The following is a 21,833-nucleotide window of genomic DNA, read 5'->3' as shown; positions in this document are numbered from 1 at the left end:
GCGCTGTTGATTTTTGAGCCTGAAGCTAGACGCTCCATTGATGTTTGTTGTGCGCTGTTTGCGTTGTTTAGGTAACGTTGCGCTGTCATCGCTGAAACGTTTGTATTTACATTCACTGCCATGGTGATTTCTCCAATTGATTTTCCGGTATAGCGGTTTCCGACGTCTCGGAAAACCAAGTAGTTCTCTCAAAGTTACTTTTAATAACGGCGCGAAAATCAGAAGCTTTAGAAAAACTTTCAAAAAACCACAAAAAAAATATTAATTTAATATTTATCAATGACTTAATTTTCATCATTTTCTAATGCAGCGATAGATTTCAATTGAGAAAAGATCTTAACCTGTTTGAAAAACGTACGAATCTCCCTCTAAATTGCTCAAGGTGGAGAAATGATCAATCGCCAAAGATCTCTGCGTTACGCAGATCTTGTGTAATAAATGAAATTATTTGTCGTGAAGAAGAACCGTCAAATAGATATTTGAGAAAGGTAGAGCGAGAAAATTCGCAGAAAAGTAAATAGCAAAAACAAGAAATACAGAAAGGAAAAAGCCCCTTTTCCTTTGAGAGAACCGGGGCTAGTTGGCGCGTCAGAGCCTGTGTGGAGATCATCGAGAAATGAACACATTTCCGACTTGCCGTTGCATTCTTACTGTAAAAATGGATAGCAGGTGAGAGATGAGAGAGCTAAACACTCAATAGTAAGTATGCTTGCCAGTTTCCCTTGCTGCATGGCTCACGTCTGAACACGAGCAGCAAGTTCAACCAATAACTATTGCAATAATGACATCGCAGAGTTAGGCAACTGTTTTGCTTGAGCAAGTATTGAAGTACCTGCTTGTTGCAGAATTTGTGATTTGGTCATTTGCGTCGTCTCTTTCGCAAAGTCCGTATCTTTGATTCGGCTGTTTGAAGCGTCTACGTTCTCTTGTACGTTTGCCAAGTTATTAATACTGTGGCTTAGACGGTTCTGTTTTGCACCCAAATCAGCACGCTGTGAATCCACGTACTTCATTGCAGAATCAATCACGCTGATCGCGTTCTGTGAACCCGCAACGCTGGTTAAGCTAACATCTTGAACAGAGGTTGCGCGGCCTTCACTCTTAATACCTAGCTCAGACGCTAGACCACCAGAGATAGACATTGCACCTTCAAGGTCAGGTTCAGCAACGAACAGTTGAATGCGACCATCATCAGTAACCGATGCGTTCACAAGATCAGACTGACCATTGATGTAAGTCGCAAGCTCTTCGATATCATCGCCCGCTTTGGTATTGATATCTAAAACAATGTCTTCACCCGCTTTGGTTTTGAATTCGAACTTAAGATCACGAGCTTGTGCAGGCACTTCCCAGCTCTTATCTTTGCCGTTTTCAGAATCAAACGTTGTACCACCCATACGGAAATCATCGGCACGAATGCTCGTCAGAGCCATGATCATCGCTTCACCAGAGTTAGAACCGATCTGGAACGATGCTTCACCAAAGGAACCGTTCAATAGACGACGGCCACCAAAAGACGTTGTCTCAGCGATACGGTTAAGCTCATCTTGAAGTGCCATAGACTCTTCGTTCAGTGCCGTACGCTCTGCTGGAGAGTTAGTGCCGTTCGATGATTGAATCGCTAGGTCACGCATACGTTGTAATACGTTGGTTGATTCGTTCATCGCGCCTTCAGCGGTTTGAGCAATTGAGATACCGTCATTGGCATTACGCATTGCTACATCAAGACCACGAGATTGAGCTGTTAAGCGGTTCGAAATTTGCAAACCCGCTGCATCATCTTTTGCGCTGTTGATCTTGTGACCCGATGACAAACGCTCCATAGAAGTCGCTAAGTCATTCGACGCTTTGTTCAGGTAACGCTGTGCTGTCATAGCAGATACGTTAGTGCTTACATTGATAGCCATTTTGCTCTCCTTATGAGTTCGCAAAGTTTCTGCGAAGCGGCCAGCTTTACTCTCATATGGATAAGCACTGACCGTGTATTACTCGATAAACCCTATACAAGGTTTAAGATCTGTATTAATCATTTATAACCAACACAGATACAAGTTGTATGCCAAGTTTAATGTCATCTAAATAATTTTTTAATTACTTAAAAATCAAAAGCTTACAAACAACACTGCGCAATTATGATTTTCTACTATTAGAAGATGAAAAACATTCACCTTCCTTATTGCCGTTTTTTGCCGCTATTCTAGAAACATCATGCTTCGTACAAAAAAGCGGCAAGCTGTGGCGTCATTCGCACGTATGGCATAGCACATACGGCAAGGAATCAACGCCATGGTGATCGACAAGTCACCGTTAAATACCGATTGATCATTAAATATAGTTAAACAAGGTCAGGTCTTTGGTTTTGCCAAACGCTTGTTGAGAAGCTTGTAGTGCTCGAGAGTTTTCATTGAACTCAATGATCGCTTTCGAGTAATCCAAGTCTTCAAAGTTGCTTTTTGCTTTCGCTAAAGACAACTTAAAATCTTCATGTTGCTGCTCTTGAATATCCAGCGTACTTAAACGTGCACCAACATCGGTTCTTGCCTTGGTTAAATGAATAAACGCGGCATGAAACTCTTCGGTTACTTGATGCAATTTCGCCGTAGCCGATGCATCCGACACTGGGTTTTCAGCCTGTTCAGCGGCTTCTTTAAACGTATCAAAGATAGAAAATGTCTCTCTTGGCTCTAAGGTGATTGCATCACCCTTAGTGATCTGGCCTTTGATTTGAATATTCAGCCCTTCATAAACAATGCCTGTCGAAGGATCAAAATCTTCTGCCGCAACCACTGCGCCGTCTTTTTCAAGCTGATAAGCGAAATTACCCGTCTGCATGTCGACAAAAGTCACTTTATAAGTAGACCCATCTTCATTGCTGTTGGTCGCACGCCCGAGCAATAACTCAGACGCAGGTTCAAGCTCATATTGGGGCTCGTAATCACCGAACGGGTTGTCTATTTCCATAAACATCTTGCTGCCCGGATCATTCATTGCCATTTCAAAGCTGCTTGCCACACGCATCTTGCGTTGGTAGTCATCACCTTGATAAGTCACGTTTCCTTCGTTATCTCGAAAGAAAGGCTGATTCTTTGGTTTAGTACCCGCAAATGTGTAGTTACCCGACTCATCTTGAGAGTTGGCTAAATGAAGGAAGTTATTCGCCAGCTCTTGAATTTCACGCTTCTTAGCTAAACGATCTTCTGGAGAAAGCGCACCGTTGATCATTTCCATCACGGTTCGTTTTGCTTCATCAGCAAAGCCTTCAGTGTTAGAAACTAATACTTCATGATGTTCAAGACGATTTCTTACTAGAGTAATCGCATCTACATACTGTTTAAGTTGTTCTGACTGCTGACCTATGTTCTGCAAATAGTGCGTCGCTAATGGATCATCACTTGGCGACTGTAACTTCTTACCTGAAGCAAGTTGCGCTTGGTTGTGATGCACCTTGTTCTCTTGGCGGCGCAAGTCATTTTGTACTGACTGATAATTATGGAAGCTAGAGATACGATTCAACATTTATACCTTCCTATCTCAGAGCCAAAATAGTGTTAAACGTATCGTTGGCTGCTTGCATAATGCGTGAAGAAGCCATATACGCTTGCTGAAACTTCATCATATTTGCCGCTTCTTCATCGAGGTTTACTCCCGAGATAGAAGCAATACGTTCTTGAGCCGACTGTTTTTCTAACGTCGCAATATCACTCAAGCGATTTGCCGTTGAAGATTTCAAGCCCGTATTGGTATTCAAGTTGTGGTAAAGGTCTAAAATCGTAGACTCACCATCATTCAAAATCTTTCCTGTTTGAAGATCTTGCAGCTTACGCAGATTACCGTTGTCACCTTCTGATGGGACAAGGTTTGCCGTAAATTTATCATTTGCCACAGCGCCTGGTGTTAGCTCAAACGTTGTTCCATTGATGGTCACAGGGCCTTCAGGCGGATACGGTTGAGGCTGCATCAATATGTTGCCCTTAGGATCCGTCACTGCAAATTGCTCCCCCTTTGGTGATACAACCACTTCAAACTCACGCAATTGACCGGCCGCTAGAATTTTGAACCCAGCAGTGCCCTTGGCAAAAGTGGTCGATGCCTCATAGCTTTGCGCGGCAATGTCTTTCGGATCTTTGGTTTCCATCTGCATTTGAGCAGCAAAATTACGCGTTGGACGCAGTAACAGTTTCTCTCCTAGCTCAGGAGGGTTACGAATTTCCACTCGCATGCCATCAAGATAAAAAGCGTTGCCGCTAGAGTCGGTCGCCATCTTAACGGTCTCACCGTTTGGCTTCGTCACCACGTAATCGCTGCCATCGTATTTCAGGCCATACTCACCGCCTTTTAAGGCAGAGGTATCATCAATATATACCGCAACATCTGCTTTCGATTGCCCGCTAGCCGTGACACGAGATTTAGCCACCAGCTCAGAGTTCACATCGGTGAACAGGTTCTTACCTACGTTGCCGTTAAGATCCAAACCTTGTTCTTGAAGACCATTTACCTCGTATGAAAACGCGGTCGCCAAACGACCAAGCTCATCCATTATTGCCGGGATGTGTTCGTCACGCATGTCTAGCATGGCGCCGATTTTTCCATCGATATCACTGCTAGTGATCGGCTTTAAAGACTTACCTTCAACAATCGCTAGGCGACGCTGATGTGCATCGGGTAAGCCATCGACCATTTTTAATTGGCTTGCTTCACTACCAGAGACTAAGGTATGGCCATTGCCAATATGGACATTAAACCCTTCGGCATTTGAGCGTGGTGTCACCGTTACTTTGGTGTAACAAGAAAGCTCATTAATCAACTTTTCGTGCTGATCTCGTAGGTCATTATGAGGCCCAGGAGTCCGCATCATTAAACGCTGAACATCACGGATCTCGTACGCAAGCTGGTTAACTCGCTCGATACCCATATCTAATTTTTTATTGGTAGAATCAGACTGTTGGCGAACCGTTTCATGGAATTCATTTAACGTTTTACTGAGTAGCCCAGCCTTTTCTAATACAACTTTTCGAGCACCGACATCATTCGGTGTATCGGCTAATGTTTTAACCGAATCAAACCATTCATTAAGGTTTTCTGGAATCTTCTTCGAAGCAACCGATGACAGCATACTCGACAGCATATCGAGGTTAGCTTCGGTGTCGCCTTTATTGGCGGCATTGGTTGTCGATAAGTTAAGTTCGTTAACGGCAAATTGGTCCCAAGAGCGGCGAACATTTTCCACGTGCACGCCCATACCGTAGCTTTGGCCACCGTATTGACGCGGGTCATTCACACCTTGAATCACAGATTGGCGACTATAGCCCTCTGTGTTGGCGTTAGAAATGTTATGACCTGTGGTGTTTAGCTGTCTCTGAGCAGTAAGAACACTTTGTGCCCCTACATTCAGAAGATCCGACGCCATAATGCCCCCAAAAAACTTAACAAAATCAGGATAAACTGATTAACTACCAGTTTAAAAAGCAATATATGTGCCAATAGACACAACGAAGAACGAAAAGACAATAATTTATTGAAGTGTAAGGAGATAACTACAGACTTCGCAGCAAAATTTGAGGTGATAGATAAGAAAAGAGCCTGCCAATGGCAAGCTCCCGTGTACATTCAATAACGCTAGTTCATCTCGTCAATCTTGGCTTTCACTCGCAAGACCTTGTCTGCATAGTTAGGGTCAGTTGCGTAACCGGCTTGGTGAATACCTTTGATGAAATTCTCAGAGTTACCCTGATGCTGCAATGCTGTTTCGTATCTTGGGTTTTCGTTCAAAAACTTCACATAGTCGTTAAAGCTGTCTTCGAAGTTTGAGTAAGAACGGAATGAAGCCGACTCTTTAACGGCAGTTTTACCGTGAAACTCGAGAGTTTGAGTTGCAACCTTATCGCCCTTCCAACTTCTATCGGCTTTGATGTTGAATAGGTTATTACTGTTACCCAATGAGTTCTTAATCATTTTGGAACCCCAACCTGTTTCAAGCGCAGCTTGTGCCAATAGGAGTGATGAATCAACACCAAGCGCACTTGCCGCTTTTTCAGCGTAAGGCTTCATTGAGGTCACAAACGATTCTGGAGAATCAAAGGATACTGGCTGTTTTGCTGCTTGCGCAGATTGAACGTCTGACGCACGCTCTTCCGAACGGCCTGAGTATTGCGGCCTTTGCAATGAAGCATCAAAGCCTTCACTGCGAACCTTCTCTTCAGACGCATCGCTTGCTTGACCAGCGCTTAGCTGAGCCACAATCATATCCGCAAGACCTAACGAACCTGAAGCACTTAACTCACTCGCCATTTGGTCATCTTGCATCTGGCGATAGAACTGCTCGTTCTGACTATTCAGCATATCCGACTTAAAGCTCGAGTTCGCATCACGCATCGACTTAAACAACATCGAGGTGAAAATCGATTCAAACTGTTTCGCAGCAGCGGTTAATGCTTCTTTCTCGCTACCTTCTTCACCGTTTACTGCTTGTTGACGAAGACGATCTAAGCTACCGATGTCGTGGATAAAACCAATATCATTATTATTCTTAATCATGCTTTATTCCCTAGATAATGATCAATTGGCCTTCAATCGCACCCGCTTGTTTCAGTGCTTGAAGGATTGCCATTAAATCTGAAGGCGCCGCGCCCACTTCGTTAACTGCGCGAACCAAATCGTCCAGCGTTAGGCCAGGTTCAAACTTGAACATCTTGCCATCACCTTCCGTGATTTCGATATCAGAATCAGGAACCACTACCGTTTGGCCACCAGAGAATGCATTCGGTTGGCTTACATTTAGATTTTCTTTGATTGCAACCGTCATACCACCATGTGTTACTGCCGCCGCTTTTAGGCGTACGTGCTTACCAACCACAATGGTGCCGGTACGAGAATTAACAATGATTTTCGCTGAGCCTTCAGCAGGGTCGAATTCGATATTTTCGATAGCCGATAAGAACGCGACACGTTGGCTAATTTCTCGAGGAGCACGAACTTTTACTGACGTCGCGTCTACCGCAGACGCCATTTGTGGGCCTAGGAAATTATTAACTGCGTCGGCCAAACGCTGAGCCGTTGTGAAATCGGATTGGATTAGGTTAAAGGTGATGTAGTCACCACGACCAAATGGGGTTGGGATCTCTTGTTCAACCGTCGCGCCGCTAGAGATGATACCGACGTTTGGGTTGTTGCCAACGATCTTCGAACCGTCATTACCTTGAGCGCTAAAGCCACTTACTACCAAGTTACCTTGCGCCACAGCATACACCTGACCGTCTAGACCTTTCAGGAAGGTCTGTAGCAAGGTACCACCACGAAGGCTTTTTGCTGAACCGATAGAAGAAACGGTTACGTCAACTTCCTGACCTTGCTTAGAGAAGGCTGGAAGTTCAGCGGTAACAATTACCGCCGCTACGTTTTTCGTTTTTGGCTTAGTGCCGGGCGGCAATTGAATGCCAAAATTTTGCAGCATCGCGTTAAACGTTTGATCGGTAAAGGGCGTTGTCTCACCTGTACCCGGCAAACCAGTCACCAAACCATAACCGACAAGTTGGTTACTACGAACACCCGCCACTTTTGCCACATCTTTGATGCGCGCAGCATGGGCACTGGTGGCAAGAAATAGCATGCCGAATAGTACGAGTGTTAGTTTTTTCATTGAGTAACCTGTCTGTATTGCTTTAATTTATAATAGCTTAGCTAAATATGGCTGCGTGATAGAGGATGTCAGTATGTCGACACCCTCTCAAGCTCTACAGTGATACATTAAAGAATCGTGCCAAGAATCCAGGCTCTTGCATATCTTTCTGTACGCCCGTGCCTGAGTACTGAATTCGTGCGTTAGAAACACGGTTTGAAGCGATGGTATTTTCGAAGTCAATATCGTCTGGACGGATGGTGCCGCTTAGGCGGATGTACTCATCGCCCGTGTTCAGTGTCATCCACTTCTCACCACGAACCACTAGGTTACCATTAGCTAATACTTCGATGACTTCAACGGTAATGTAGCCGCTGATGCTGTTACTTTGGTTGGCTGACGCATCACCCGCAAAGGTATTGGTGTTACTCAGGTCATAAGAGAAGTTGTACTTGTCGATCGTCAGCTCTTGACCACCAACAGCCAATGGCTCCATCGATGCATCATTCGACTTAGACATATCCGCGTTGGCTTTTTTGGTCGCTCGAGTGTTCTCATCTAGCGCCACTGTGATGATGTCACCAATACCGCGAGGCTTTGAATCATCATACATGCTGCCAATGTGGTTGACGTTAAACAGTGAGCCGGTTGCCGCTGCATAGTGCTCAGGTTTTTGCTTGGGATTGATTGGCGCCCATGCAGGATCCCCTGCAACAGGGTCAGTTCGCCCGCGAAGTGTATCAATAATGCCAGAGCTCTCTTGAGCCGACTTATCGCCTTCCACTGCATCAACCACTGTGGTTGCATTTTCTTCTGCCGGTGTCTCAATCGGGTCCAGTACAGAACAACCCGTCATAGACATAAATAGAGCTAAACAAAAAATACGTTTCATGGCGATATACTCTCAGCAGGCAGTGGTCAATGGATTAATTAGCAGAAATAGATCTACTAATTAAAAAAAGTAAACGGCTAAAAAACCAATTACAGCTGTTGGTTAACAAAGCTCATCATCTTGTCTACCGACGAGATAACTTTCGAATTCATTTCGTATACACGCTGAGCTTCAATCATGTTTACCAGCTCTTCGGTTACGTTCACGTTCGATGTTTCTAGCATCGACTGACGGATATTACCTAAGCCATCAAAGCCCGGAACCCCCTCTTGTGGGTCGCCACTCGCGCCAGTTGGCAAGTAAAGGTTTTGACCTACTGGCTCTAAACCACCTGGGTTTACAAAGTCAGTAATAGTGATTTGGCCAACCACGACGTTGTTTTGCTCACCACGTAGACGAACCGACACTTCACCATCGTTACCTACTGTTACCGAGATCGCGTCTTCAGGAATCACGATTTCTGGTTGTAGAGGGTAACCTTGACCCGACGTTACGATCGCGCCGTCACCGTTCAATGTGAACTGACCATTGCGGCTGTAACCCGTTTCACCGTCTGGCATTTCAACTTGGAAGAAACCGTCGCCTTCAATCATCATGTCTAAGCTGTTAGATGTCGTTTGTGCGTTACCGTGAGTGTGCACTTTTTGAGTTGCGACCACCTTAGAGCCGGCACCCAACATCAAACCACTTGGCAGCTCAGTATTCTGAGAAGACTGACCACCTGGTTGATTAATATTCTGGTAGAACAAATCTTCAAATACCGCGCGACTCTTTTTAAAACCAATGGTCGAGGCGTTGGCAAGGTTGTTCGAAATCGTTGAGATATTGGTTTGTTGGGCGTCTAAACCTGTTTTACTTACCCATAATGCTGGATGCATAGCAATTTCCTTTAAATTCTATTAGCTCATACGAAGCAGTGAATCAGACGACTTGTCCATTTCCTCTGCTGTGCTCATCATCTTGACCTGCATTTCAAACTGACGTTGTAAGTCAATTAGGCTGGTCATTTCACCTACGGCATTTACGTTACTGCCTTCGATAGCACCTTTTAGCAACGTTACCGCTGCATCTGCTTCGTATGCCTGATCTGGGTTTTTCGAACGGAACAGACCATTCGTATCTTTAAACAAAGTTTGGTTGTCTGGACGTACAAGCTTAATACGATCAACTACGGCCAATTCTTCAGCTGGAGCGCCTTGAGGAATCACCGAGATCGTACCGTCAGTACCAATTTCTACTTTACTGATTGGGATGGGCAGTGTGATTGGCGCATCGTTTTCACCTAGCACCAAATGGCCACTTGCATTAGTTAGCAAACCGTTTTGGTCAACCTTAAGGTTGCCGTTACGTGTTAAACCTTCGCGGCCGGTGTTATCCATAACTGAAATCCAACCATCACCTTGAACGGTAACATCGAGATCTCGGCCAGTGGTAACCACACTACCTTGCGAGAAATTATGGCCCGGACGCTCTGTCATGCTGAAAACACGAGTAGGCATGCCTTCACCATACGCTTGCATTGAACGCGCTTGTGCCAAATCAGCACGGAAACCCGTTGTACTCACGTTGGCAAGGTTGTTTGCACGTAGCTGCAAAGCTTGCATATTTTGCTTAGCGCCACTCATGGCAAGAAACAGTGCGCGATCCATAATTTTGCTCCAAAAAATCATCTTCTGGAGCTAATAAAGCAAACACTGTGCCAATATTTTTAACTGTTATTTATCAATAATTTAAATAGAAAATAAACAAGAAGGGGTGATCATTAAAGGATCATTCAGGAAGAATTGTTGCCAGTGGCATTACCGTGCGGCAATAGGGGCGGCAAATAAGAAGACAAACAACAATACCCAATTCAATAACATTGAATTGGGTATTCGCAGATGATTCAAACGCTCGAAACGATTAACGAATCTGAAGAATATTCTGTTGCAGTTGGTTGTGTACTTCTAGAGAACGCGAGTTCGCTTGGAAGTTACGTTGAGCAGAAATCAAATCAACCAATTCTTGAGTCATATCGATGTTCGATTGCTCTAGTGAGCCGTTGTTGATGCTACCAAATGAACCTTTGTTCGATTCACCCCAGATTTTATCACCAGAGTCGTTAGTAGAATCCCACTGAGTACCGCCTTTCTTATCTAGGCCTTGCTCGTTTGGTACACGAACTAAGCCTACACGGCCAAGCATCACGTTTTCACCATTTGAGTAAGTACCCAGAACACTGCCGTACTCATCGAAATCGATTTTGGTTAAGAAACCTGTTGTCGCACCATCTTCATCAAACTTGGTCAATTCAAACGGAGCAGCAAACTGAGTTGAAGAGTCCAGACCAAACTTAAGCACCTGTGTTGGATCGGCACCGTTCAAGTCAATTGGGTTCGCACCTGCACCTAGAGGATCAGAGTTAATTGGCTGACCACTGTTTAGGCTTGCTAACGTACCGTCATTGTTGAACTTCATTGTGTGACCAACATGACCTGTTGCATTCGTCGCATCACCGCCAGTAATGTTCAATGGCTTCTCACCATTCTCATCTGACATGGTGTAGTACGTTTGCCAAGTGTTTGGTTGAGTCTGATCTTTGAGGTAGTAAGTCGTTAACTTGTAAGACTGACCCATAGAATCGTATACCGTCGAAGACGTTGCACGGTTATAAGTATCAGCATCTTGGTAGTTAAATGCAGCCGGGTCTTTAAGATCACCATTTGCAGGAAGGTTGACCCCTACTTCAATGTTTTCTGTCTGTTTTGGCTTACCAAACTCAGCAGGAATGTCGAGAGGCTTTGGCGCGTAAGAAAGAACTTCACCCGAATTTGGATCAACATCGTAACCTAAAAGAAACTCATCATTAGCCGTAACCATGTAGTTGTCTTTGTTTAGGTGAAATGCACCATTACGCGTTAGTTCGTTAATCTCTGGCACCATGCGATCTTTCGATACTGCAAAGAAACCTGTACCACTTACACGCAAATCCATTGGGTTGTTCGTATAAATACTTGAACCTTCGTGGAACTGTTGCGCCACTTGGCTAGCTTGCGCACCACCACCTGACGTCGTTTTTGCGTTAGTAAACAACGAGTTTGAGTAAACATCACCGAACTCTGCACGAGACTCTTTAAAGCCAAACGTGTTTGCGTTCGCAATATTGTTACTGGTTGTATTCAGGTCTAATTGTGCAGCGGATAGGCCGCTTAAAGCTACATATGACATTCCAATATTCTCCTAATCTATCTAGCTAGCATAGTCACTCAATAAAGAGCTACGCTTTACCAACTTCTAGTACTTCAGCAAGTCGTACTGGCGATGTGAAACCAGCCAGATTGAGTAGTACGTTGCCATCACCCTTACCAAGAAGCACACTGTTCACGTTCGCATAACTGGAAACTTGGAACTCTGTGTTCTCGCCATCCAGTAAACCCGACGCTTTCACGTTATATTTACCGGCCGGCAATGGGTTACCGTCTTCGTCTTTTCCGTCCCATTCAACACGTGTATCACCAGATGGTTTAGAGCCGATATCAAATGTGCGAACCAATTGACCAACTTCGTTCTCAACACGGACCATTACATTGTCCATTGCCTGAGGAAGCTTAACCATTGCCGCCATACCGCCATCACCGGGCTTTACACCTGCCGCACCAGGAACCAATACGTCACGACCAACCAAAGAGGATGCCTGAAGTGCTTGGTTAGAGGTCATTGATGAATTCAAGCTTTCAAACTGTGTATTCATTTTGCCAATGCCATCTACGGTCGCAAATGAAGCCATTTGCGCAATCATCTGGTCATTGCTAACCGGCTTGAAAGGGTCTTGTTGTGCTAGTTGCTTAGTCAACAAAGATAAGAAGTCTTCTTGTTTAAGATCCTGCTTACCTGTTGTTTCATCGGGCTTCTTAGCGCCATCTTGAAGACTCTTCAGCTGGTCAACATAGGACAAGCCGCTTTGACCAACATTATTGTTGATTCCAGCCATGTGCTACCTCCTTATCCTTATTGACCCATCTGCAGCGTACGCAGCAGCATTTGTTTACTCGAGTCAGCAACCTGTACGTTCGTTTGGTACGCACGTGATGCCGAAATCATGTTTGCCATCTCTTCCATAACGTTCACGTTAGGCTTGTAGATGTAGCCTTCGTTGTTCGCTAATGGGTGATCCGGGTTGTACTCCGCGCTTAGCGGCTTATCGCTTTCTACAATACCTAACACTTTCACAGGCACAGTGTGGTCACTGTTACGTGCTCGATTTAGCTCAGCGCCGAACACTGCGTGACGAGCCTTGTAAGTTTCTTCAGCAGAACTACTTACACTGTCCGCGTTCGCAAGGTTACTCGAGGTCGTATTTAGACGAACAGATTCAGCACTCATCGCAGAACCAGTTACATTGAATACATTAAATAAGCTCATCTAATTATTCCCCTTTAATCGCTTTAGTTAAATTCTTGAACTTACTTCCTAGGAAGTCGAGAGAGGCTTGATGCCTAATTTGGTTTTGCATGAAAAGGTTTCTTTCCAAATCCAAATCAACCGTGTTGCCATCTCCTGTATCAGGTTGTGTAGGAATTCGATACTTCGTTTCCCCGTTCACCGTTGTTGAGGCAGAAATGTGCCGACCATCTGTACGGCTAAGACCAATGCTTGCCCCAGAACTTGCCGCTTGCAGTGATTTCTTAAAGTCTAATCCCTTTGCTTTATACCCAGGCGTGTTTGCTTGCGCGATATTGGTGGAAAGCACCTCAGCGTTACGCTCACGTACACCAACTGTGTGCTGGTGAATGCCTAAAGCATTGTCAAAAGAAATAGCCATGTAAACCTCAACTCAAGAACTGACTGTTATGAAATAACCAAAGCAATATATATACCAACTTTTAAAACAAAGCGGTCTATCTATACTTTTACAGGTTACTCATGGGTAAACCTGCAATATACAAGCCAAAAAAACAGAGTAAATTGGAATGTCACTCTGACTTAAAGATATAGCTTAAGCGGGCAAAAGAAAACCCAGCACTTGGCTGGGTTTTGAATTTAAACAGTAACGTCGCACCTTATACTGGTGCTACTCATTACTTTAATTTGTAGATGATGCCTGGATTACAGCGAACCATTTCAAAACGATCCGTTAAGCCTGTTAATGATTCAGACGCACCCAATAATAGGTAACCACCAGGGTTGAGGCTGTTTGCCATCTGGTTAAGTACTTTTGACTTCATATCAGGTGAGAAGTAAATCAGCACGTTACGACAGAAAATAATGTCGAACTTGCCTAACAAGGCATAGCTGTCCATCAGGTTCTGAGGGCGGAAGTTCACCATGCGCTTAACGTTATCTTTCACTTTCATACGACCATCGCCCGCATCTTCAAAGAAGGTACGACGACGCTCAGGAGAAAGTCCACGTCCCAATGCAAGGTTGTCGTACGCGCCTGTACGGCACATATCCAACATACTTGCTGAGATGTCGGTTGCAGTAATCGATACATTTGGCAACATACCCGGCTTACGAGCTTGAGTTTCAAGAATCGTCATTGCCATTGAGTATGCTTCTTGGCCTGAGGAGCTTGCCGCAGACCAAATCTTAATAGGACGCTTATTTGCCGCTATTTCCGGTAGAAGTTTATCCGCAAGCACAGCAAACGGGTAAGTATCTCGGAACCAAAGTGTCTCGTTCGTCGTCATGGCATCGACAGCAGCCACACGCAGCTCACGGTTTCGACCTGTTACTACGTCTCTCAATAGATCAGATAGAGAAGCTAAATTAAACTTCGCTACTAATGGGCTTAGACGACTGCGTACCAAGTACTGTTTGCTGTCACCTAATACAATGCCACATTGAGATTCTAAGAAACGGCTGAAATCGCGATACTCTTGATCACTTATTGTTATAGCAGTCATTAATGTCTCTTTTAGTTAGTTAACGCAGCTTTTACCGCTGCACCAAGCTCATCAGGGTTGAATTTCGCGATGAAGGAGTTAGCTCCTACGCGTTCAACCATGGCTTGGTTAAATACACCACTCAACGATGAGTGTAAAATTACGTATAGATCTTTAAGTTCGGCGTGACGACGAATCTCAGCAGTTAACGTATATCCATCCATTTCTGGCATTTCGATATCTGAAATCACTAATGAAATCTGATCGTAAATACTGCCTTCTGATGACATCTGCACCAGCTTCTCATAGGCCTCTTTACCATCTTTCACAGAGATAACTTCAAAACCAATCGACTCAATAGCACGTTGAACCTGCTTACGAGCAACGGTCGAGTCATCAGCAATCAAGATACGGCGAACCAATTCTTTCTCTTGCTCTACTTTCGCAATGTCTTCAGCAATCTTGCTATCCATTGTTTCATCAACAGGCGAAATTTCTGCAAGGATCTTCTCAACATCAAGAATTTCTACCAATTCATTGTCAATGTTGGTTACCGCTGTCAGGTAGTTAGCTCTACCTGCGCCATCCGGCGGCGGAAGAATAGATTCCCAGTGCATGTTAATAATGCGCTCTACTGAACTTACCAAGAAACCTTGAATGGTTCTGTTAAATTCAGAGATAACCACAAAACACTTTTCAACATCCGTTGTTGGACGGCCACCAATCGCTAAGCTCAAGTCAATCACAGAGATCGTTTGACCACGAATGTGTGCGACACCTTTAACCAGTGGGTTTAAATTTGGCATCTTCGTCAACTTAGGGCATTGAAGCACTTCTTTTACTTTAAAGACATTAATGCCGTAACGCTGACGCCCCATTAGGCGAAAGGTTAATAATTCTAATCGGTTTTGACCGACGAGTTGCGTACGCTGATTCACTGAATCAAGAATACCCGTCATGAGCTCATCTCCATATCAAACTTTTTTGTATAAAAAGTGTTAGTCTACTGCAGGCTACGAACCACCAGAGAAACGGAATGACGTATTATAAAACAAATTTGCCACTTCTTTCCATAGCAATGTGTAGAGCTACTTTTAAAACTGTCGCTAAGTTTATCGGCATTTTATCAATATTGTTTAGTTTTTTTGTGCAAGCTGCGACCCCAGAACAAATTGAGATGATTCAGTCTGCGGCGGAGCAACACATCCTTGATACCGTTGAACAGCCACGAGGTGGCGAACTCTTTGTTAATTCAGCAAATATTGACTCAAGAATCAAAGCAACAGACTGCCCGGTTCCTCTTGAGACAAGCGCCTCAACCACCACCAATACCCGCAGCAGTATTACGGTTTTAGTGCAATGTGTTCCTGATGAGTGGCGAGTTTATGTGCCGGTACGCCTTTCGATGTCGGTGCCGCTTGTGACGAGTACAAGAGCACTAGCGAGAGGCGAAATTATCGGTCAATACGATGTGACAACCGCGATGATTTCTCTTAACAAATTCCGTCGTCAAGGCTTCACAGCTCCACAACAAGTTATCGGCGCCAAGGTAAAAAAGAACCTAAGGCCGGGTGACGTTGTCGAAAGAGGCGATATCTGTGTCGTATGCCGAAACGAGAAGGTTATCATACAGGCAGTAAAAGGTGGCATGACCATTACCACCAAAGGCACAGCACTTACCGATGGCTCTATGGGCGATCAAGTAAGAGTGAAAAATGATAAATCACAGCGTATAATTGAGGGGATTGTTACCAGCATGTCTGAAGTCACAGTTTACTTTTAACTATCTACTTCTAAATTGACGGTATCGTTAGCTGCTTTACTCTCAACTCTAACGCCAAATATAACGGCGGCGGTGTTTTGTCCCTTTTCGACTATTGAGCTAAAAATTGCTAAAGTATTCGAACCCTTGGTCGATATTGACTGTACAGGTTCCCATTTTTGAAGAAAAAGGCTTAACTATGGCAGGCATTGATAATATTCGTTCAGGGCAATCCCTAACGACCACTAACCGATCAGCAGTACGCTCTGATTCTAGTTCTGAGGCATCACGCTCTGATGTATCAACTAAATCACCAGCAAGCAAAGATGCGGTTTCACTTAGCCAACAAGGCAAAGCGATTGGTCAGCTCCACCAAGATATGGCAGCACAACCAAGCTTTGATTCTGTAAAAGTTGCGGCGATAAAAGAAGCGATTGCGAACGGTTCATATACAGTTGATCCAGAAAAACTGGCTGACAACATGATCAAGTTCGAAGATGAATTAAAAGGCCTTTAAGCAAACACTCACTTTTCATTGAAGTTATTGTCTTAAAGTACACGAGGTTATGAATAGGTTTACGTTATGGCGGCACTAGCAGATTTAGTTAATTTTCAACTTCAAAATGCCAAAGCCTTATCTGAATTATTGAGTTCAGAGAAAACTGCTATTACGAGCCGTCAATCAAACGATATTGAGCGAATCGCCAAAGAAAAAGTGGTTCTTGTTGAACAGCTAAGATCAACCGATCAACGAATCGCTGCCCATACCAATATCTCAGAACTGACCGAGAATCCTGAACTTGCTCAGTTAGTCACAAAGATCCAGTCCATTGTGCACGATTGTCAGCAAGCGAACCTTGTTAATGGCGAAGCCTTGAATCGAGCGCACCTTAGCTTCAAAAAGCTCAGCAATATGATGCAACAAAGCCACGGTAAAATTGGCATGACCTACAATGCAGGTGGCCAAACACATACCATTTCTACGCTGGGAACCAATGTAAAAGCCTAATTGGGCTAATCTTCTTGCCTCCCCCTTCTTACTTGTATCTGTATCTCAGCCTACTCTTCTTACCCCTCTCATTAGCACCCTACTACATCTGTAAATACACCCAATAAAACGATAAACACAAAAAAGCGGCAAGTATTTTCATACTTGCCGCTTTCTTATTCATATGAGTTATTGGTTGCCGATACGCCATCTGGAAAGCGAGTAACAGCCAATATAACTGGATAAGCCTATAACTAGATGATCATTAAGCTAGAACAACGTTTGTTGTCTCTTCTCAGGCACTGGCTGAACTTCGCCGTAATTACGTAGTTGTTCCATCTTACGGATATCGAGCTGAAGCTCAGTGACATAACTATCACCTACAGGGTAACTGCGTACTACTTCTGCGCCACGAATTACACCATCAACCGCACCAGAAGTACGTTCTGTACCAAGGCGTTGATCTTCAAGCTCTGCTCGACCACTCACTCGCATACCATAGACTTGCTCAGCAAGTTCACGGTAAGCATCAATTTTTGAAGCTCTCATTGCGCGGATGCGCTTCTCTTCGTCGTTGCGCCCTTTTTGTTCACTGATACTTGCATAACCAACGGCAACCAAGAAATCGTCTGGCCTCATGTTTTGCAGTGGTTGACAGCCGACAAGCAGTAAAGCGGCAACAACAAATATTAACTTCTTCATCTCGAACTCCTAAGGGCGAAGAATAACAGTATAAGGCTGGGTCATCGTTGGATCAGAGCGAATAATGACACCATCTTGAGTTCGAATACTATTCAGAGTATCTAGGTCACGGCCAATACGATCCGCAGGTAAGAAGCCCTGTGCAGACGCCACAACAATACGAGTTTGCATACCAACAACACGGGCATTTACTAACACACCGCCTTCTTGGCGAAGCATAGTGCCTGTCAGTACGTATTGAACGTCTTGCTCTTGAGCTAAGTCTTTCCAATCGCGGCTTAACGCAAAGTCACCTTGGTGAGTCACTTGAATAGAACCGGTTGTTTTGAAATCAACAACCTTGAAGCCACGACGCTGAAACTGATGAATGAAGCCTTCTGATACCGAGTTTCCTAGCCAATTCGTTGTATCCATATGTTGCAGATCAACAAACGAAGTGATCGCTATCGGCGTTCTAGCTGAAATACTTGTATTCGAAATGATCAAATCTTCAGTCATACTTTCCACGAAAAAATCCATAGTATGACGAGGGCTGTCCATCAACATAAACTGACTGCCTGAATATTCAGACTTGCCGTTATAGATTGGCGAATAAGCGCATGAGGTCAACAACATGACACTCATTACTACGAGCCATTTTTTCATTATCTTATCTCCAGATAGTTTTAGTGCTACCTGTTCCAATATGTTCTCACCATTATTCTTTTCAATGGATTACAATGTTGGAACAGTCTTTGCTTTTCATTAATGGTTCAGATTAAGAAAAACGCACTTAAGTCAGCTTCAAGCTTATAGTTATTTGTTAAGCAATATTTATACCCAACTGGTAACGAATAGATGAAAAAAATAATTTCTTACTTATTTTCAATAAGTTCACTGATAACCATAAGCTTCAGTGCTCATGCCTCTTGGTATGAAGTTACCGGTACCGCAGCCATCGTATCCTCAGAGGAAACGGCAAGGGTTCATGCTCTGGAAGACGCGGTATATAAAGCGATCCAGTTCTCAGGTGCTGATATTGGTAGTATCTCCAACCTCACGCCCTACCTCGACGCAAACAAGAAAGAGTTTCAATTTACCAATCATGAAGTGCGCTACATTTTGGTAGAAAAAGAGAAAAAACGCAGTGGCAATATAATGATCACTGCAAGGATCGATATCTATCCTTCGGCAAATGCTTGCCATGAGAGCCAATATAAAAAGACATTTTTGGTCGGCAACATTGATGTGACCTCCCCACAACAAGCGGTAATGGGCAGAATCTATAATATTGGCGATGATTTTGGCCATGTCGTGGATCGACAGCTAGCACAAGAGTCTCGCAGCTTTGTTTCCGTTGGCACGACCAATTACGACATCGACAAACGTCGACCTGAGGTGATCAAAATGATCGCCCAAGACACTGGCGCGCAGTACATCATTGGTGGCGACATTACCGATTTAACCGCGACCATCGAGTCCAAACTTTTGAAAGACGACATCATCAATCGTCAGTTTGCTTTAGAGATGCAAGTCTTCGATGGTAAAACAGGACATCAGGTTTACAACCGTAGCTATCGTGAAGTGGCAAAGTGGCCATTTGCTAAGACAAGTGAAGTCGACACCCGCAGTGCCCGTTTCTGGGCATCAACCTACGGCAGTATGATGCTGCGTGTTAGCCGCAATATTATGTTGGACTTGGAATCGGAAGTGTCATGTAAGATCACGCTTCCAGAGGTTGCAGCGGTATTTGGTAACACGGTGACTATTGATTTAGGTCGAATGCACGGTGTACAACAAGGTGACAAACTGCAGCTATGGCACACAGGTTCGTTTATCGACCAACGAGGCTTGCCGCGCAATAAAGTGTCGCAAAGCGACATCACGCTGACGGTTTCTCGTGTTTACGAGAACGAAGCAGAACTTACGATCGACCAACCAAGCCTTGCAGGAAGCATTCAAATTGGTGATGTAATGCAAAAAATCATGTAGTTAACGACACTCTCGTTTCATAGTTTCTAATAAAGCCTTAGCAAAAGTACTAAGGCTTTATTTTTTTCATGGGGATTAGTTTCGGTTTCGCGGTATTTGTCGTAATCTTATTAATAACATAATCATCACTTAGCAAGCTATGAGTCAGAATAATCTAATTGGTGCTACCGGTTACCGCTTTATCTCGAAAGGCAAAACCGCTTTTAAAATCCACATTCATACTCCCGAAGATAAGGTGCTACACCGTTCGGTCGGCTTTGTTCGTATGGGTGAAGACAAGGCACTAAAGAAAACCATCAAATTAAGAGACGAACTGGGTAGACAGCTTTGGGGGAAATTTTGGCCTAAGGTTCTCAGAGAGCCCTATCTTATGACGCGTCTGCCTCACAGTTTAGAACCTAAAATTGTATTTAAGCCTAACCCAACTCAGAGTGATCCTGAGCACCGCGACGAGTGCTACATCGCTAAGTGGCGTGTATTCTCGGAAAACGGCGACTATAAATACAAAACCAAGGTATGTTCAATCAGAAAGCACGGCCGACTTGCCGCTTATAGCCAAACCAAACGCGCACTGCTTGATGCTCACAAAGACGTAATTGAACTGCTTATATTTATGGGACGATTGAACAGCATCGACCTGAAGTAGGCTTAAATCCGATTAAGTTGACCACCCATATTTTTCAGATACAAAAACAGCCGCACATTGCGGCTGTTTTTAATTTATGACGAACCATCGTGACAATTTAGAGTATTGCTACATACAAAGTCGATTACCTAGTTTCGGCATATCTCAGCCAGTGTCGCCAATCGACGCTTTGACTCTTTCACATAAGGGTTGGTTTGATCCCATGCGTAGCCAGCCAAAATTGAGCACACCATCTGCTTAATCTTCGGGTTTGGATTTTGATAAAAAATCACATCCTGCAGCGTACCAGAGTACCACCCCTCAACATATGTTCTAAAGGTGTTTACGCCAACCATCAACGGATCGGCATAATCGCACTCCCAATCGACCTCTTCGCCGTTAAGTTGTTTTTCCACACACTCAACCGCAAACTGAGCCGACTTCATCGCTATCGTCACTCCTGATGAAAAGACAGGGTCAAGAAACTCACCAGCATTACCAAGCAGTGCGTATTTATCCGTTGCGAGATGTTTTACGTTAGCAGAATAGCCACCGATTTCACCCGCAGGGTTAGGGTACTCTGCATTAGCCAGAATCTCAGCTAAACCCGGCTCTTCCATTGCCAGTTGTTTAAGAGCAGCAACCTTGTCTTCTGGGTATGATTCAAAGAACTTCGGCTCACCTACAACACCAAACGAAGAGACACCATTGCTAAATGGAATCAACCAGTACCAAACATCAGGATTGGTTGGGTGTACTGAGATCAAGATTTTATTGCGATCGTATTCAAGTTCGGTCTCGACCTCTGAAATATGATCGTTAATGTGCGTGAAAATAGCTTTGCGTGGAGGGAGCGATGACGGCTCTTCCAAGTTAAGCATTTTTGGTAGCACGCGACCAAAACCACTGCCATCCAGAACATATTTAGCTTCTAACTGATAACGCTCGCCACCCTGCACTTGTACATCTAGGATGGTGCGATCTTCTGCGAAGTTAATGCCCATCAACTCATGCTGGTAATCTATGGCAACGCCTTGCTCTTCAGCACAATCAGCTAACACCTTATCAAAGGCACCTCGCTGAACCTGAAATGTCGTTCCCGGTCCAGAAGAGAACTTATCTTCAAAATTAAATGCTGTATAAACACCATTATTCCGAAAAGCCGCACCATCTTTAAATTGGAAGTTAGCATTCGCGACAGCTTCGCTCATACCAGCTTGATCTATCACTTCCATGCAAGCTGGTAATAGGCTTTCGCCAATAGAAAAACGGGGGAAAACGCTCTTTTCAATCACTCGAACATCGATACCTTTTCTATGAAGCAAAGATGCAGCAATCGACCCTGACGGCCCTGCTCCGATGATCACCACTTGAGTAGACAGTTTTTTCATTAATTTAAGCCATGTTTGTTATT

Annotated in this window: 22 protein-coding genes and 1 pseudogene; 5 read left to right on the top strand and 18 right to left on the bottom strand. The window is 44.2% G+C overall.

Annotated elements, in window-relative coordinates:
- The 15 genes and pseudogenes from ATB74_RS23985 to ATB74_RS22335 all read right to left on the bottom strand — a co-directional run.
- Positions 1-122: pseudogene (locus tag ATB74_RS23985) on the bottom strand (flagellin); the annotation flags it as partial.
- 648 nt (positions 123-770) lie between these two features.
- Positions 771-1,907 carry a flagellin gene (locus ATB74_RS22400; protein ID WP_048615757.1) on the bottom strand — a complete coding sequence of 379 codons (1,137 nt, stop codon included), beginning with the start codon at positions 1,905-1,907 and terminating at the stop codon, positions 771-773.
- 418 nt (positions 1,908-2,325) lie between these two features.
- Positions 2,326-3,516: a flagellar hook-associated protein FlgL gene (gene flgL / locus ATB74_RS22395; protein ID WP_060983623.1), complete on the bottom strand. Its 1,191-nt coding sequence runs from the start codon at positions 3,514-3,516 to the stop codon at positions 2,326-2,328.
- A 10-nt stretch (positions 3,517-3,526) separates the two neighbouring features.
- Complete coding sequence (flgK, locus tag ATB74_RS22390; RefSeq protein ID WP_061019776.1) at positions 3,527-5,407, bottom strand: flagellar hook-associated protein FlgK; 1,881 nt, start codon at positions 5,405-5,407, stop codon at positions 3,527-3,529.
- Between the two features lie 209 nt (positions 5,408-5,616).
- Entirely contained in the window at positions 5,617-6,534 is a 918-nt protein-coding gene (gene flgJ / locus ATB74_RS22385) for a flagellar assembly peptidoglycan hydrolase FlgJ (RefSeq protein ID WP_061019775.1), read from the bottom strand.
- Positions 6,535-6,544: 10 nt separating this feature from the next.
- On the bottom strand, positions 6,545-7,636 hold the full coding sequence (locus ATB74_RS22380; protein WP_017085296.1) for a flagellar basal body P-ring protein FlgI: 1,092 nt from the start codon (positions 7,634-7,636) through the stop codon (positions 6,545-6,547).
- Positions 7,637-7,730: 94 nt separating this feature from the next.
- The gene (gene flgH / locus ATB74_RS22375; protein WP_060983621.1) at positions 7,731-8,507 is read right to left on the bottom strand and encodes a flagellar basal body L-ring protein FlgH; all 777 of its coding nucleotides are present in this window, start codon (positions 8,505-8,507) and stop codon (positions 7,731-7,733) included.
- A gap of 89 nt (positions 8,508-8,596) precedes the next feature.
- A complete protein-coding gene (flgG, locus tag ATB74_RS22370; RefSeq protein WP_004739713.1) occupies positions 8,597-9,385 on the bottom strand; it encodes a flagellar basal-body rod protein FlgG in 789 nt (262 codons plus the stop codon).
- Positions 9,386-9,406: 21 nt separating this feature from the next.
- Positions 9,407-10,156, bottom strand: a complete 750-nt coding sequence (flgF, locus tag ATB74_RS22365; protein ID WP_060983620.1) for a flagellar basal-body rod protein FlgF — start codon at positions 10,154-10,156, stop codon at positions 9,407-9,409.
- 253 nt (positions 10,157-10,409) lie between these two features.
- Complete coding sequence (flgE, locus tag ATB74_RS22360) at positions 10,410-11,714, bottom strand: flagellar hook protein FlgE (protein ID WP_048609567.1); 1,305 nt, start codon at positions 11,712-11,714, stop codon at positions 10,410-10,412.
- A gap of 49 nt (positions 11,715-11,763) precedes the next feature.
- A complete protein-coding gene (flgD, locus tag ATB74_RS22355; RefSeq protein WP_010439286.1) occupies positions 11,764-12,477 on the bottom strand; it encodes a flagellar hook assembly protein FlgD in 714 nt (237 codons plus the stop codon).
- Positions 12,478-12,494: 17 nt separating this feature from the next.
- Positions 12,495-12,908 (bottom strand): flagellar basal body rod protein FlgC, encoded by a 414-nt coding sequence (flgC, locus tag ATB74_RS22350; protein ID WP_017631739.1) that lies wholly within the window; start codon positions 12,906-12,908, stop codon positions 12,495-12,497.
- Between the two features lie 4 nt (positions 12,909-12,912).
- Positions 12,913-13,308, bottom strand: a complete 396-nt coding sequence (gene flgB, locus ATB74_RS22345; protein WP_004736175.1) for a flagellar basal body rod protein FlgB — start codon at positions 13,306-13,308, stop codon at positions 12,913-12,915.
- Between the two features lie 256 nt (positions 13,309-13,564).
- Positions 13,565-14,392, bottom strand: coding sequence for a protein-glutamate O-methyltransferase (locus ATB74_RS22340; RefSeq protein ID WP_060983619.1), 828 nt, complete (start codon positions 14,390-14,392; stop codon positions 13,565-13,567).
- Positions 14,393-14,403: 11 nt separating this feature from the next.
- Entirely contained in the window at positions 14,404-15,330 is a 927-nt protein-coding gene (locus ATB74_RS22335; protein WP_048609568.1) for a chemotaxis protein CheV, read from the bottom strand.
- Positions 15,331-15,407: 77 nt separating this feature from the next.
- Here ATB74_RS22335 and flgA point away from each other — a divergent pair, with 77 nt between their 5' ends.
- The 3 genes from flgA to ATB74_RS22320 all read left to right on the top strand — a co-directional run bounded on the left by flgA (position 15,408) and on the right by ATB74_RS22320 (position 17,142).
- Positions 15,408-16,154 (top strand): flagellar basal body P-ring formation chaperone FlgA, encoded by a 747-nt coding sequence (gene flgA, locus ATB74_RS22330; protein WP_061019774.1) that lies wholly within the window; start codon positions 15,408-15,410, stop codon positions 16,152-16,154.
- 178 nt (positions 16,155-16,332) lie between these two features.
- Positions 16,333-16,650, top strand: a complete 318-nt coding sequence (gene flgM / locus ATB74_RS22325; RefSeq protein WP_060983617.1) for a flagellar biosynthesis anti-sigma factor FlgM — start codon at positions 16,333-16,335, stop codon at positions 16,648-16,650.
- 66 nt (positions 16,651-16,716) lie between these two features.
- Positions 16,717-17,142, top strand: a complete 426-nt coding sequence (locus tag ATB74_RS22320; protein ID WP_017064136.1) for a flagella synthesis protein FlgN — start codon at positions 16,717-16,719, stop codon at positions 17,140-17,142.
- Positions 17,143-17,391: 249 nt separating this feature from the next.
- Here the strand turns inward: ATB74_RS22320 and flgP are convergent, their stop codons facing one another.
- Together flgP and ATB74_RS22310 are read right to left on the bottom strand one after the other, a co-directional pair.
- Entirely contained in the window at positions 17,392-17,823 is a 432-nt protein-coding gene (gene flgP / locus ATB74_RS22315) for a flagellar assembly lipoprotein FlgP (RefSeq protein WP_060983616.1), read from the bottom strand.
- Positions 17,824-17,832: 9 nt separating this feature from the next.
- Positions 17,833-18,468 (bottom strand): FlgO family outer membrane protein, encoded by a 636-nt coding sequence (locus ATB74_RS22310; protein WP_004736167.1) that lies wholly within the window; start codon positions 18,466-18,468, stop codon positions 17,833-17,835.
- 192 nt (positions 18,469-18,660) lie between these two features.
- Here ATB74_RS22310 and ATB74_RS22305 point away from each other — a divergent pair, with 192 nt between their 5' ends.
- Together ATB74_RS22305 and ATB74_RS22300 are read left to right on the top strand one after the other, a co-directional pair.
- A complete protein-coding gene (locus ATB74_RS22305) occupies positions 18,661-19,794 on the top strand; it encodes a flagellar assembly protein FlgT (protein WP_017064138.1) in 1,134 nt (377 codons plus the stop codon).
- 139 nt (positions 19,795-19,933) lie between these two features.
- Positions 19,934-20,440 carry a hypothetical protein gene (locus tag ATB74_RS22300; RefSeq protein WP_061019773.1) on the top strand — a complete coding sequence of 169 codons (507 nt, stop codon included), beginning with the start codon at positions 19,934-19,936 and terminating at the stop codon, positions 20,438-20,440.
- Between the two features lie 128 nt (positions 20,441-20,568).
- On the opposite strand, the gene ATB74_RS22295 is transcribed toward ATB74_RS22300, so the two are convergent.
- Positions 20,569-21,810, bottom strand: a complete 1,242-nt coding sequence (locus tag ATB74_RS22295) for an NAD(P)/FAD-dependent oxidoreductase (protein WP_061019772.1) — start codon at positions 21,808-21,810, stop codon at positions 20,569-20,571.
- Positions 21,811-21,833: the final 23 nt, after the last annotated feature.

Source organism: Vibrio splendidus (assembly GCF_001557875.1).
GTDB lineage: Bacteria > Pseudomonadota > Gammaproteobacteria > Enterobacterales > Vibrionaceae > Vibrio > Vibrio splendidus_F.
The sequence above is the reverse complement of the archived record's forward strand: the minus strand, read 5'-3'. Positions and strand labels throughout refer to the sequence as shown.